This window comes from Rhodococcus sp. PBTS 1, from assembly GCF_001620025.1.
GTDB classification, from domain to species: Bacteria; Actinomycetota; Actinomycetes; order Mycobacteriales; family Mycobacteriaceae; genus Rhodococcoides; species Rhodococcoides kroppenstedtii.
Genome location: NZ_CP015219.1, coordinates 1,469,941 through 1,483,525, shown reverse-complemented (window position 1 = coordinate 1,483,525; position 13,585 = coordinate 1,469,941). Strand labels below are relative to the sequence as shown.

Here is a 13,585-nt window from a genome sequence, read left to right as displayed (position 1 = left end):
CGCCCACGCGGTCCGCTCCCGGTCCGTCGTCACGCCCCCACCCCCGCCGAACCGAGGGAGACCTGCTCCCGGAACGACATCGCCGACACCACGCAGTCGACCTCCGGAACCACGGCGCCCTGCAGATCCGCCAGTGTCCACGCCACGCGCAGGATGCGATCCGCTCCGCGGGCGGTGATCGCCCCGCGCCGCAGCGCACGCTCCAGCGGTGCCAGCGCCTCGCGCGAGAGCCGAAATCGTTGTCGCAGCGCAGAACCCGGCACCTCGGCATTGGTGTTCCATCCGTGGTCGCGCCAGCGGTCCCGGGCTGCGGACCGCGCATCCGCCACGCGCGTGCGCACCGCAGCCGAACTCTCCCCCGGCCCGTCGGCCAGCAGTCCACCTGCGTCGGCCTGCAGCCCGAGGCGCAGGTCCACGCGATCGAGCAGCGGCCCGGAGAGTTTACCCAGATAGCGACGCCGGGCCGCCGGAGGGCAGACGCACGCGACGGCGCGCGGAGCCGCGCACGGGCACGGGTTCGCGGCGAGCACCAGTTGGAACCGGGCGGGATAGCGCGCGACGCCGTCCCGACGCGCGATACGCACCTCGCCGTCCTCGAGCGGCGTGCGCAGTGCGTCGAGCACCCGCACGGACATCTCGGCGCACTCGTCGAGGAACAGCACGCCGTGGTGCGCTCGACTGACCGCGCCGGGTCTCGCCAGTCCGCTGCCGCCCCCGACCAACGACGCCACGGAACTGGTGTGGTGCGGAGCGACGAACGGGGCCGAGGTGACGAGTGGCCGCTCGGGCGTGAGGGTTCCCGCCACGGAGTGAACGGCGGTCACCTCCAGTGCCTGCTCCTCGGTCAGCGGCGGCAGCAGACCCGGAAGACGCCCCGCGAGCATGGTCTTCCCGACGCCGGGAGGCCCGGTGAGCATGAGGTGGTGGGCGCCGGCCGCGGCCACCTCGACGGCCCACCGCGCGTCGGCCTGACCCACCACGTCGGCCAGGTCCGCGTGGTCGTCGCCGCCCGCGTCGATCACGCACTCCGGGGTGGCGAGGTCGCCGCGCCCGCGCAGCCACTCGACCACCTCGCGCAGGTGCGCAGCGCCGCGTACCTCGATGCCGCTCACCAAGCCCGCCTCGGCCAGACTGTCGGTCGGCACGATGACGCGGTGCCGGTCGGCGCGTCGCGCCGCCAGCACCGCCGGCAGGATCCCCCGCACCGAGCGCACCCGTCCGTCCAGGGCCAACTCGCCCAGCAGCACGGTCGACAGCAGTGGCTCGGCCGGCACCACCCGCGCGGCGCCGAGCACGGCGCAGGCCAGCGCCAGGTCGTAGACGGACCCCATCTTCGGCAGCGTCGCGGGCGAGAGCGCGAGCACCACCTTCGACACCGGCCAGTCCTGGCCGGAATTGGTGACCGCGGCGCGAACGCGATCCCGTGATTCCTGCAGCGCGGTGTCGGGCAGTCCGACCACGTGCACGCCCGGCAGCCCGCGCCCCACGTCGGCCTCGATCTCGACGAGTACCCCGTCGATCCCGGTCACCGCGACCGAGAACGCGCGACCGAGCGCCATCAGAACGCCCCCGGCAGGTGCGTGATGCGAGGTTCCACGCCGTCGGCGACGAGCACCTCGACGATGTCGAAGCGCACCGGCACCCACGGGCCGGAGCGCTCGGCGAGCCACAGTCCCGCCAGGCGATGCAGCCGCGCCGCCTTCGCGGGCGTGACCGCCTCCGCCGGTGTGCCGAAGGCGGTTCCGGAGCGAGTCTTGACCTCGACGAAGATCACCGTGGTGCCGTCGGCGGCCACGAGGTCGATCTCGCCGTGTCGGCTCCGCCAGTTGCGGGCGAGGACGTCCAGCCCGATCGCCGTCAGGAACGACGCCGCGGCGTCCTCCCCCAGTCGCCCGAGGTCCCGGGTGTCCGGTCGGGCCACCCTGTCGTCGACCTGTCCGTAACCGACCGGCCGGCCGTCCCCGGCCGTGTTCGCATTCCTACCCACGCGTGTCCGCCCCTTGCCCGCACCGACTCTCGGTACGCGAGCGACACAGTGGCCGACGGCGACGACGCGGACCGTCGCGTCACCTGGGCGAACACCCGACCCGGGGACAACCCCCGAGCCTGTGGAGAACCGGTTATTCCGGCAGACGCAGATCCGGCTTGTCGAGCTCCTCGATGTTCACGTCCTTGAACGTGATCACGCGGACGTGCTTGACGAAGCGCGCGGGCCGGTACATGTCCCACACCCAGGCGTCGGACATCCGCACCTCGAAGTAGATCTCGCCGTCGGCGTTCCGCGGAATCATCTCGACGGAGTTGGCGAGGTAGAAGCGTCGCTCGGTCTCCACCACGTAGGTGAACTGGCCGACGATGTCGCGGTATTCGCGATACAGCGACAACTCCATCTCGGTTTCGTACTTCTCGAGATCCTCGGCACTCATGGGTTCATCATCCCGCATCGGCCGCGGTCGGTCGTACCCGCCCCGCTGTGTCTCCGGCACCGGCGTTTTCGAGGCAGGCGACGTTGGCCCACGAGCGGCGGTGGTGATCGCAGGGCCCGAGGCGACCGAGCGCGTCGGTGTGCGCGGTGGTGTTGTAGCCCTTGTGCACCGCGAACCCGTAGCCGGGCAGCTCGGCGTCGAGTCGGCGCATGATGCGGTCGCGGTGGACTTTGGCCAACACACTGGCGGCGGCGATGCACGCGGCGGTGGCGTCGCCCCCGATCACCGGCAACGACGGCACCGGCAGGCCGGGCACCCGGAACCCGTCGGTCAGGACGTACCCCGGATCGACGGACAGGCCCGCGACCGCGCGCCGCATGCCCTCGATGTTGGCCACGTGGATGCCGATGCGGTCGATCTCCGCCGACGGCACGGTGACGATCGAGTACGCGGTGGCCCAGCGAATCACCCTCGGGAACAACGCTTCTCGTACCGGTTCACTGAGCTTCTTGGAATCGTCGATCGAGTCCAGTGCCGCGCGCGCACGATCACCGAGAATGCAGGCCGCGACGACCAGCGGACCGGCGCACGCGCCTCGGCCCGCCTCGTCCACGCCCGCGACCGGCCCGAGCCCGCTGCGGACCAGGGCCGACTCCATGGTGCGCAATCCGCCGGCACGCCGGATGATCGTGCGGGGCGGCCACGAGGTGCGGGAGAGTCGGACGAGCGTCGTCACCGCTGCTGAATATCCGGATCGTCGATGAGGCCCCACCGTCCCGGCGGGAGAACGATGGCCTGCGCCTTGCCGATGACGTTGTCCACGGGCACCGTCCCCTGCAGATCGTCCGCGACGTGGAACCGCGAGTCCGCGGAGTTGCTGCGGTTGTCCCCCATCACCCAGACGTTGCCGTCCGGCACGGTGACCGGCCCGAAGCATCGGCCCGAGCGGATGGGAGTGTCACACGTCAGGGAGTTCGGCACGAAGTCGAAATCCATGGTGATGTAGGGCTCGTCGAGCGGCTGTCCGTCGACCAGCACGCGTCCCTGCTCGTCGCAGCACTCCACGGTCTGGCCCCCCGTCGCGATGACGCGCTTGACCAGATCGTTCTCGTCCGGAGCGACCAGTCCCACCAGCGAGCCCAGTTCCTGGGCGCCGCGGACCACGACGTTCGAGGACCGCGTGGAGACGAAGTCACCGTCCCACGAGGGCGGTCCGCGGAAGACGACGACGTCACCGGGCTGCGGGTCGCCGAACCGGTAGGACACCTTTTCCACCACGATGCGGTCGCCGGTGCAGCCGTTGCAGCCGTGCAGTGTCGGCTCCATCGATTCCGAGGGGATGAGGTAGACCCGCGCGACGAAGGTCTGCAGCAGGAAACTCAGGACCAGCGCGACCAGCACGAGGATGGGCAGCTCACGCCAGAACGAGCGCTGCTTCTTCTCCGAACGTCGGGACCGCCGGTCGCTCTCGTCGTTTCCGGGCACCGGGGTCTGCGAGTCCGTCACGCGTACACCCTAACCGCGCGCCGGACCGGGTCACCAACGACGCGGCCCCGGCCGCCGGCAAGGCAGACCACGGAGAGGACGGAGACGACGACGGCCGGGCCGCAGGAGCGAACTCCCGCGAACCCGGCCGGATCACGCAGCGCGACGACGGTCAGCGCTTCTCCTTGATCTTCGCGGCCTTGCCACGGAGCTCGCGGAGGTAGTACAGCTTGGCGCGACGCACGTCACCGCGGGTCAGCACCTCGATCTCGGCGATGTTCGGCGTGTGGACGGGGAACGTACGCTCCACGCCGACACCGAAGGACACCTTGCGGACCGTGAAGGTCTCGCGGATGCCGCCACCCTGACGTCGAATCACGACGCCCTTGAAGATCTGCACGCGCTCCTTCGTGCCCTCGATGACCTTCACGTGCACGTTCAGAGTGTCGCCGGGGCGGAACTCGGGGACGTCGCTCCGCAGCGACTGCTTGTCCAGGAAGTCCAGGGTGTTCATGTCTCATCCTTGCTGTGACGTCTGCCGAGCAGAGGACCCGAGCGGCGACCGCGCGATCAGAAAGGACCGGCGGCGCTCGACTGGTTCGTGCTCCGAATGGTTGTCACCCGCCGTTCGTGCACGCTCGAGGCGTGCCCGGCCCCGGGCAACCCCACGATTGTGCCAGACGGACCCCCAGCGGCAGAAATCGGCCGCCGGACATCAGCGGGCGCTGACGCTCTCCCGGTCGGTGTCGACGGAGCGCTCCGCGTGCGGCGGCGGTGCGGGAACGACGATGCGGTCGAGCACGTCCTCGGCGGCGGCGCGGACGTGCGCGGCGTCGGGCTGCCCGGCGATCAGGTCCTGCGTCCAGATCTTGGCCCGCACGACGGGTCGGCGCACGTTGCGCTCGCGCCGCACCGCCCGTGCCATCCGCTTGGGTCGACGGGTGTAGCGCCACCGAGCCCACGGGGATCCCGGCCGCCCGAGACGCAGGGCACCGACGATCAGCAACGGCAGGAAGAACAGTCCCACCAGTCCTGTCCAGATCTTGCCCTTGGCCAGCACGATGGCGGCGAGCAACAGGTTCAGGGCCGCGAGAGCGACGATCAGCGCGCGGACCACCGGATCCGGGTCGTCCCGGAACCCGGCGACGTCGAAGAACTCGAGCGGTCGCAGACCGAACAGCAGCATCACCGTGACCGCGACGGCCACGAAGACGGCGTCGACCGAGGTGCGGCCCTGCTCGGCCCAGTACACGTCCTCCAGGTAGAAGATGAGCGCGAACTCGTCGAGGACCAGAGCGGCGCCGATACCGAAGAACGTCGCCAGGACCGCGCCGGTGGTCTGCGTGCCGTCCACGTAGACCGCGACGAGGGCGACCCCGGAGACCAGCATGCAGACGGTGCCGAACACCACGTGGTGCACGTGGTGACCGCCGGGGGTGACGTTGCCCGGCCACCACCGCACCTGCGCGCGAATCATGCGGACGCTGAATCGGATGAACGCGAACCCGGCGAGGAACCCGACCAGGAAGAACAGCAACGGAATCCGACCCTCGTCCGACATGTGGTCGATCCACCGCGTGATCATGGCCGTCTCACCTCTCGTCCGTCACCGCCGACGGGTGCGGGAAGCATACCGCCGCACGCCGCCGCAGGTGAGGGAGCGAACGGTCAGCCGAGACCGGCGCGGCGCAGCGCGTCGGCCATCGACCCCGTCGCCGCCGGTGCGTCACGGCGACCGCCGCGATCACCCCGGTCGCCGCCGGCCCGGCCGGACCGCGACGGACGCGGGTTCCGGTCACCACCGCCGGAGCTGCCGCCGCGGGGTCGACCCCGCTCGGGTGCCGACGCCGTCCCCGGCTCGTCGTCGAGGCGCAGGGACAGCCCGATGCGTTGGCGGGGCACGTCGACCTCCATCACCTTGACCTTCACCACCTGTCCCGACTTGACGACGTCACGCGGGTCGGAGACGAACGACCGAGACATGGCGGAGACGTGCACGAGTCCGTCCTGGTGGACACCGACGTCGACGAACGCCCCGAAGGCGGCCACGTTGGTGACGACACCCTCGAGCACCATGCCGGGGGTCAGGTCGGCCACCTTCTCCACACCGGCCGCGAAGGTCGCGGTGGCGAACTCCGGACGGGGGTCGCGGCCGGGCTTCTCGAGCTCGGTCAGGATGTCGGTAACGGTGGGCAGGCCGAACCGATCGTCGACGAATTGCTGCGGTCGCAACGTCCGGAGCACGGACGAGTTGCCGACGATCTCGCGAACCCCCACCCCGGCGGCGTCGACGATGCGCCGGACCACCGGGTAGGCCTCGGGGTGGACGCTGGACCGGTCGAGGGGGTCGTCCCCGTCGGTGATGCGCAGGAAGCCCGCGCACTGCTCGAACGCCTTGGGCCCCAGCCGGGGAACGTCCTTCAGCGCGGCGCGGGTGCGGAACGGCCCGTGCGCGTCGCGGTGCGCGACGATCGACTCCGCGAGACCGGTCGCGACGCCGGACACCCGCGCCAACAGCGGCACCGAGGCGGTGTTGACGTCGACACCGACGGCGTTCACCGCGTCCTCGACGACGGCGCCCAGCGACCGCGCGAGCATGGTCTCGGACACGTCGTGCTGGTACTGACCCACGCCGATGGACTTGGGATCGATCTTCACCAGTTCGGCCAGCGGATCCTGCAGGCGCCGTGCGATGGACACCGCTCCGCGGATGGAGACGTCCAGGTCCGGCAGTTCCCGCGACCCGTAGGCCGAGGCCGAGTAGACCGACGCGCCGGCCTCGGACACCACGGCCTTGGTGAGCGCGGCCTTCGGCAGCGCCGCGACCAGTTCCGCGGCGAGCGCGTCCGTCTCGCGAGATGCGGTGCCGTTGCCGATCGCGATCAGGTCGACACCGTGCCGCGTGACCAGACCGGCCAGCGTCGCCAGCGACTCCGCCCATTTGCCTTGCGGCTTGTGCGGGTAGATCGTCTCGTGGGCCACCACCTTGCCGGTGGCGTCGACCACAGCCACCTTGGTGCCGGTGCGGTATCCGGGGTCGAGGCCCATCGTGGTCCGCGCGCCGGCCGGCGCGGCGAGCAGCAGATCCTCGAGGTTCGAGGCGAACACCTCCACGGCACGCTCCTCCGCCGCCTGCCGGAGTCGCTGGCGGATGTCGAGCCCGAGTCCGACGAGGATCTTGGTGCGCCACGCCCACCGCACCGTGTCGAGCAGCCACCGGTCGGCGGCGCGGCCACGGTCGGCGACGCCGAACCGGGCGGCGATGCGGGTCTCGTAGACCGTCGGGGTTCCGCGCGGAATCTCCTCGTCGTCCGGCTCGGGGTGCATCGTCGGGGCCAGCACCTCCTCCTTCTCGCCGCGCAGCACGGCGAGCACGCGGTGGGAGGGAACGGTGGTGAACGGCTCCGAGAAGGCGAAGTAGTCGGCGAACTTGGCGCCCTCGGCTTCCTTGCCCTCGCGCACCGTCGCGACCAGCCGTCCCCGCGTCCACATCAGTTCGCGCAACTCACCCACCAGGTCGGCGTCCTCGGCGAACTGCTCCACCAGGATCGCCCGGGCGCCGGCCAACTGCTCGTCGTCGAAGGACGTCGGATCGGACGTGGGATCACCGAGGAGCGCGTCGGCGACGGGCTGGTGCCCGGCTTCCCGCGCGATCTGCGCCTTGGTCCGTCGCTTCTGCTTGTACGGGAGGTAGATGTCCTCGAGCCGCGTCTTCGTGTCCGCCGCGGCGATGGACGACGCGAGGTCGTCGGTGAGCTTGCCCTGGCTGCGGATCGACTCGAGGACCGTCGCGCGGCGCTCGTCGAGTTCGCGGAGGTAGCGCAGGCGCTCCTCGATGGTGCGGAGCTGCGTGTCGTCCAGTGTGCCGGTGGCTTCCTTGCGATACCGCGCGATGAACGGGACGGTGGCTCCCCCGTCGAGCAGGTCGACGGCGGCGCGGACGCGGTCCTCGGCCACCTCGAGTTCCTCGGCGATCCTGCGGTTCACTGATGTCGGAGCGGTCGTCACGGCGGTCGACCCTACCGCGCCCGGTATCGTCGTCCACAGCACCGCACGTGCGGTGTGGAAAGTTCGAGAATACGAGAATTCGGTGACATCGGCGTCGACGCACGGCCTCGGCCGGCAGTTCTTCGCTCACCCGATCGCGCGGTGGGCCCTCGTACCGATCGCGGCCCTGGCGGTGGCGTGCGGCACGCCCTCGGACGCCGTCGTGGTGACCGACGCGCCGGCCGCGGAACCCTTTCCCGCCCCGGACATGACACCGGCACCCGATCCGCAGAGCCGACTGCAACAGGCCGTGGACGGCGCGGCAAAGCGTGGGGCCGTCGTGTCCATCGGGTATCTCGATCGGCAGACCGACACCTATCGCGGGATCGGTGACGACGATCCCGTCGAGACGGCGTCGGTGGTCAAACTGTTCGTCGCCGACGACCTGCTGATACGCGCCTCCCGCGGCGAGATCGACCTACCGGACGACGTCCGTGAACGGATCGCCCCGATGCTGTCGTCCTCGGACGACGACGCGGCGCAAGTTCTGTGGAATTTCGCCGGGGGCAGCGACCTGGTCGGCCGCGTCGCCGCGCGATACGGGCTGGGGTCGACCACCCCATCCGACGACGGCATCTGGTGGAACACCCGCACCACCGCCCGCGACCTGGTCTCGTACTACGACGCCCTGCTCGACGGACGCGGCGGCCTCTCCCCCGCCGACCGCGAGACGATCCTCACCGATCTCGAGCGCTACACCCCGCTCGGAACCGACGGCTACCCGCAGACGTTCGGCATCCCCCGAGCGTTGTCCGGAGAGTCGACGCGCGGCGTCAAGCAGGGGTGGATGTGTTGCGTGGACGGCCGGTGGATCCACCTGAGCACCGGGTTCGTCGGTCCGGACGAGCGATTCGTCCTGGCCGTGCTGTCCCGAGAGGAGCCCTGGTACGGCGCATCCGGCGGTCGGGACGACACCACCGACACCGACGTCGTCGACGACGACGGGGCCAAGCACGCCCGCATCACCGTGACCGGCGCTCTGCGGATTCTGTTTCCCGACGGCGTGATCGACTAGAGCAGGTCGGGTCGACGCTCACGGGTGCGCGCGAGCGACTGCTCCCGGCGCCACTCGTCGATTCGAGCATGGTTGCCCGACAACAGCACCGGCGGGACCTCCAGATCTCGCCACACCGCGGGCCGCGTGTACCCGGGCCCTTCGAGGAGCCCGTCGGAGAACGAATCCTGTTCGTGCGACTGCTGATTGCCCAGGACGCCGGGAATCAGGCGGGTCACCGCTTCCGTCATCACCAGCACCGCGGCCTCACCCCCGATGAGGACGTAGTCGCCGATGCTGACCTCCTCGACCCGCATGCGCCGGGCAGCGTCGTCGAACACCCGTTGGTCGATGCCCTCGTACCGTCCACAGGCGAAGATCAGATGCCGCTCGCGGGACCACCGCTCGGCGGTGCGCTGGGTGAACGGCACCCCGGCGGGCGTCGGCACCACGAGGATCGGGTCCTCCGAATTCGCCGAGACGGCGTCCAGGGCGTCGCCCCACACCGTCGGCTTCATGACCATGCCGGGACCCCCGCCGTAGGGCGAGTCGTCGACGGCCTTGTGGACGTCGTGCGTCCAGTCCCGCAGATCGTGCACGCCCAGCGACACCAGACCGCGCTCGATCGCCTTTCCCAGCAATGCCGTTCGCATGGGCTCGAGGTACTCGGGGAAGATGGTGACCACGTCCAGCCGCAGCGCGGCGGTGACGTCGTCGAGCCGCAGTGCAGGGTCGGTCACGGCTCGCTCATCAAGCCGTCCGGCGGATCCACCTCGATCACGCGCTCCTCGCGCGACACCCGCGGCACCATCACCGCGACGAACGGGATCAGCACCTCGCCGCGGTCGGTGCCGACGGGGCGCACCGACAGCAATTCGCCTGCGGCGGAGTGCAACACCTCGCGGACGGTCCCGATCTCCTCGCCGGCACGGGCGTGACCCTCCGCGTAGCGCACGGTCATGCCCTCGAGTTCGTGGTCGTAGAACTCGTCGGGGTCCGACGACTCCGGCAGTTCCGCGGTGTCGACCACGAACAGCGTGCCGCGCAGCGCATCCGCCGACGCCCGATCGGAGACCTCGGACAGACGCAGCAGAAGCCGCCCGGAATGTTCCCGGGCGGCTTCCACCGTGAAATCTGTCGTGGCTGCGGCACCGCGAGCGCGACCACGGAGGACGGTGCCCGGCGCGAATCGCTCGTCGGGCTCGTCCGTTCGTACTTCCACGACCACCTCGCCGCGGACGCCGTGCGACTTGGCCACCCGGCCGATCACGAGCTCCACGGACGGGGACTCAGCGATCGGTGTCGATGACGTCGACACGAATGCCGCGCCCACCGATTCCGGTGACCAGGGTGCGGATGGCCGTGGCGGTCCGACCGCCGCGGCCGATGACCTTGCCGAGATCGTCCGGATGGACGTGCACCTCGACGGTCCGACCGCGACGACCGGTGATCATCTCGACCCGGACGTCGTCGGGGTTGGAGACGATGCCGCGAACGAGATGTTCGACGGCGTCGGCGACCATCGCGCTCACTTGTCGGCGGACTCGTCGGTCGCGTCGGCGGCCTCGGCCGAGCCGGCCTCGGTGTCGTCGGCCTTGGCGGCCTTCTTCTTCTTCGGCGTGGTGGCCTCGGCGACCGGCTCGTTGTCGGCCGCGGCGAGGGCGGCGTTGAACAGGTCCAGCTTGGACGGGCCCTGCTCCTTCACCTTGAGAGTGCCCTCGGCGCCCGGCAGGCCCTTGAACTTCTGCCAGTCACCGGTGATCTTGAGGATGGCCTCGACCGGCTCGGTGGGCTGCGCACCGACGCCCAGCCAGTACTGCGCGCGCTCGGTGTCGACCTCGATCAGGGAGGGCTCTTCCTTCGGGTGGTACTTGCCGATCGTCTCGATCGCGCGACCACCGCGACGGGTACGCGCGTCGGCGACGACGATGCGGTACTGCGGGTTGCGGATCTTGCCGAGACGGGTGAGCTTGATCTTGACTGCCATGGAGAACAGAGCCTCTTTCGATGCGGTCGCCGGGGCGACCTGAGTTGGTCACGGCGCAATTCAGCGATGCACACGGCGCGTGCACCCGGTTTTGCGATGAAGGGGTGTCGTGACCGCCGCGCGGTGCGTAACCGGAGACGGGCGGACAGCGGTCCATTCTGCCAGACCACTGCCCGCCCGTGAAATCAGTGCCTCCGACCGGCCTACTCCCCCGGCTTCACCGCCAGCACCGGCTTGTCGCACTGCAGCAGCAACCGCTGGGCCGTGCTGCCCATGAGCAACTTCCCCACCGGCGAGCGGTGCCGGATCCCGATCACCAGCAACTCCGCGTCGTCGCGGTCCATCGCGCCGAGCAGCGCGTCCACGGGGTCGACGGAGACGTCGCTCTCGATCTCGTGGTCGATTCCCGACTCCGCCAGGGTCGATTCCAGCGCGTCGACGTCGCCGTCGCCGGCGAACTTGGTGTCCACCAGCGCGTCGCCGCGCGTCGCGTTCACCACGCGCACCCCGGTGCCCCGGACGCGGGCCTCGGCGATGCCGTGGTCGAGTGCGGCGGCCCCGTAGCGATCCGGGGTGTAGCCGACGACGATCATGCGTTCTCCTTCTCTCGGGTGGGCTCCGGAACGGCGGCGGCGGCGCGGCGGCCGACGAGGCGGCCGAGGAACGGCGCGACCAGCAGGACGGCGATGACGACGTACACGGCCACCGCGATCGGCTCGGTGAAGATGCCGCTCCAGTTGCCCTCGTTGAGCTGCAGCGTCTGGCGCAGCTGACGCTCGATGCGCGGGCCGAGGATGACGCCGATGATGAGTGGCAGGACCGGCAGACCGAAGCGCCGCATCATCAGACCCAGGAGCCCGAAGACGAGCAGCAGGGCGAGGTCGAGCCACTGCAAGTTGACCGCGTAGGCCCCGAGAACCGCGAAGAACAGGATGCCGGCGTACAGGTAGGGCCGCGGCGTGCGCAGCAGCTTCGCCCAGAGCGGCGCGAGTGGCAGGTTCAGCGCGAGCAGCAGGAAGTTGCCGATGAACAAGCTCGCGATGAGCGTCCAGACCAGCAGCGGTTCCTTGTCGAAGAGCGTGGGTCCGGGCTGGATGCCGTAGGACACGAACGCGGTCAGCATGACGGCCGCGGTGGCGTTGGTGGGCAGACCCAGCGACAGCATCGGCACCAGCGTGCCCGCCGCGGACGCGTTGTTCGCGGCCTCCGGGCCGGCCACACCCTCGATGGCGCCCTTGCCGAACTGCTCCGGGTGCTTGGTCAGCTTCTTCTCGGTGATGTACGACAGGAACGTGGGCAGCTCGGCGCCACCGGCCGGCAGCGCCCCGAACGGGAAGCCGAACGCGGTGCCGCGTAGCCACGGCTTCCAGGACCGCTTCCAGTCGCCCTTGCCCATCCAGGGACGCCCGACCGGGATGACCTCGGCGGGCTTGCGACGCAGATGCGCTGCGACCCACAGGGCTTCGCCGAGCGCGAAGACGGCGACCGCGATGACGACGATGTCGATGCCGTCGGACAGCAGTGGGATGCCGAACGTCGCACGGGGCTGACCGGTGAGGAAGTCGATACCGACGAGGCCGATCGACAGACCCAGCAGCAGGGAGATGCACCCGCGCAGCTTCGACGAGCCGAGAACGGCCGTGACCGCCACCAGCGCCAGCAACATGATCGCCAGGTACGACGGCGCACCGAGGGTCACGGCGAACCGCGAGACGATCGGAGCGAAGAGCACCAGCAGCAGCGTGCCGATGGTGCCGGCGACGAAGGATCCGATGGCCGCGGTCGCCAGCGCCTGCGCGGCCCGTCCGGCCTTGGCCATCTTGTTGCCCTCGAGGGCGGTGATGACCGACGACGATTCACCGGGGGTGTTCAACAGAATCGAGGTGGTCGACCCGCCGTACATGCCGCCGTAGTAGATGCCGGCGAACATGATGAATGCCGCACTGGGACTGACGTTGTAGGTGATGGGCAGCAGCAGCGCCACGGTCATGGCCGGCCCGATGCCGGGCAGCACGCCCACGGCGGTGCCGAGCAACACGCCGATGCAGGCGTAGAGCAGGTTCATCGGCGTCGCCGCCTGCGACAGGCCCTCCAGGAGCCAGGTGAGATTGTCCATCAGAGAATCCCGTCCAGAATGCCTGCGGACAGCGGGATTCCGAGTCCGACGTAGAACGCGTAGAAGCTCACCAGCGAGAGCACGAGGCCGATCACGAGGTTCCGGACCCAATGACGATTGCCGAGAATCGTTGCGGCACCGCCGAACAGCAGTGCACCCATGATCACCCAGCCGAGCACGTCGACCAGAGCGATGGTGGCCACGAAGAGCCCGACGAGCAGTCCGACGGTCTTCCAGTCGGCCGGCGACGAGACGTCGACGTCCTCGCCGCTCTCCGGTTCCACCTGCGAGCCTCGCAGGGTGGCGATCGCGAGGGCCACGGCGCAGAGCAGCAGACCGGTGCCGATGACGATCGGGAACAGCTTCGGCCCCACCGGGTCGACCTTGGCGAACTCCGCCGTCAGGTTCATCGCGTCGACGAGGAGGAACACCCCCACCACCACGAGGACGGCGCAGACGCCGAACTGGGCGAGATCGCGGGGCCGTCGTGCGGACGTGTCACCGGGCTCGGGTGGCCGGTTCACCGTGGC

General features: G+C 70.1%; 16 protein-coding genes. 1 reads left to right on the top strand and 15 read right to left on the bottom strand.

What is annotated here, in order from left to right; translation table 11 throughout:
- Positions 1–29 precede the first annotated feature (29 nt).
- The 8 genes from A3Q40_RS06705 to A3Q40_RS06670 form a co-directional block, all read right to left on the bottom strand.
- Positions 30–1,559 (bottom strand): YifB family Mg chelatase-like AAA ATPase, encoded by a 1,530-nt coding sequence (locus A3Q40_RS06705; RefSeq protein WP_068100651.1) that lies wholly within the window; start codon positions 1,557–1,559, stop codon positions 30–32.
- A complete protein-coding gene (locus tag A3Q40_RS06700) occupies positions 1,559–1,921 on the bottom strand; it encodes a YraN family protein (protein WP_068100649.1) in 363 nt (120 codons plus the stop codon). Before A3Q40_RS06700 ends, A3Q40_RS06705 begins: the two co-directional genes overlap by 1 nt.
- Before the next feature lie 199 nt (positions 1,922–2,120).
- On the bottom strand, positions 2,121–2,426 hold the full coding sequence (locus tag A3Q40_RS06695) for a DUF2469 domain-containing protein (RefSeq protein WP_027505026.1): 306 nt from the start codon (positions 2,424–2,426) through the stop codon (positions 2,121–2,123).
- 7 nt (positions 2,427–2,433) lie between these two features.
- Positions 2,434–3,084 (bottom strand): ribonuclease HII, encoded by a 651-nt coding sequence (locus A3Q40_RS06690; protein WP_068105478.1) that lies wholly within the window; start codon positions 3,082–3,084, stop codon positions 2,434–2,436.
- A 74-nt stretch (positions 3,085–3,158) separates the two neighbouring features.
- The gene (lepB, locus tag A3Q40_RS06685; protein ID WP_068105475.1) at positions 3,159–3,911 is read right to left on the bottom strand and encodes a signal peptidase I; all 753 of its coding nucleotides are present in this window, start codon (positions 3,909–3,911) and stop codon (positions 3,159–3,161) included.
- 172 nt (positions 3,912–4,083) lie between these two features.
- Entirely contained in the window at positions 4,084–4,425 is a 342-nt protein-coding gene (gene rplS / locus A3Q40_RS06680; protein ID WP_068100648.1) for a 50S ribosomal protein L19, read from the bottom strand.
- A 201-nt stretch (positions 4,426–4,626) separates the two neighbouring features.
- The gene (locus tag A3Q40_RS06675; RefSeq protein ID WP_139204002.1) at positions 4,627–5,496 is read right to left on the bottom strand and encodes a hypothetical protein; all 870 of its coding nucleotides are present in this window, start codon (positions 5,494–5,496) and stop codon (positions 4,627–4,629) included.
- An 83-nt stretch (positions 5,497–5,579) separates the two neighbouring features.
- On the bottom strand, positions 5,580–7,919 hold the full coding sequence (locus A3Q40_RS06670; protein WP_068100647.1) for a Tex family protein: 2,340 nt from the start codon (positions 7,917–7,919) through the stop codon (positions 5,580–5,582).
- Positions 7,920–8,001: 82 nt separating this feature from the next.
- Between A3Q40_RS06670 and A3Q40_RS06665 the strand changes: the two genes are divergently transcribed.
- A complete protein-coding gene (locus A3Q40_RS06665; RefSeq protein ID WP_068100641.1) occupies positions 8,002–8,973 on the top strand; it encodes a hypothetical protein in 972 nt (323 codons plus the stop codon).
- Here the strand turns inward: A3Q40_RS06665 and trmD are convergent.
- The 7 genes from trmD to A3Q40_RS06630 form a co-directional block, all read right to left on the bottom strand.
- Complete coding sequence (gene trmD / locus A3Q40_RS06660) at positions 8,970–9,650, bottom strand: tRNA (guanosine(37)-N1)-methyltransferase TrmD (protein WP_068105469.1); 681 nt, start codon at positions 9,648–9,650, stop codon at positions 8,970–8,972. The genes A3Q40_RS06665 and trmD overlap by 4 nt on opposite strands.
- A gap of 38 nt (positions 9,651–9,688) precedes the next feature.
- Positions 9,689–10,231, bottom strand: a complete 543-nt coding sequence (gene rimM, locus A3Q40_RS06655) for a ribosome maturation factor RimM (protein WP_068100639.1) — start codon at positions 10,229–10,231, stop codon at positions 9,689–9,691.
- 10 nt (positions 10,232–10,241) lie between these two features.
- Positions 10,242–10,484, bottom strand: a complete 243-nt coding sequence (locus A3Q40_RS06650) for an RNA-binding protein (protein ID WP_068100637.1) — start codon at positions 10,482–10,484, stop codon at positions 10,242–10,244.
- Positions 10,481–10,939 (bottom strand): 30S ribosomal protein S16, encoded by a 459-nt coding sequence (rpsP, locus tag A3Q40_RS06645; RefSeq protein WP_068100635.1) that lies wholly within the window; start codon positions 10,937–10,939, stop codon positions 10,481–10,483. Before rpsP ends, A3Q40_RS06650 begins: the two co-directional genes overlap by 4 nt.
- A 203-nt stretch (positions 10,940–11,142) precedes the next feature.
- Positions 11,143–11,532, bottom strand: a complete 390-nt coding sequence (locus A3Q40_RS06640; protein ID WP_068100633.1) for a universal stress protein — start codon at positions 11,530–11,532, stop codon at positions 11,143–11,145.
- Positions 11,529–13,055: a tripartite tricarboxylate transporter permease gene (locus A3Q40_RS06635; RefSeq protein WP_068100631.1), complete on the bottom strand. Its 1,527-nt coding sequence runs from the start codon at positions 13,053–13,055 to the stop codon at positions 11,529–11,531. The genes A3Q40_RS06640 and A3Q40_RS06635 overlap by 4 nt, the downstream gene beginning before the upstream one ends.
- A complete protein-coding gene (locus A3Q40_RS06630) occupies positions 13,055–13,579 on the bottom strand; it encodes a tripartite tricarboxylate transporter TctB family protein (RefSeq protein ID WP_068105467.1) in 525 nt (174 codons plus the stop codon). Before A3Q40_RS06630 ends, A3Q40_RS06635 begins: the two co-directional genes overlap by 1 nt.
- Positions 13,580–13,585 lie beyond the last annotated feature (6 nt).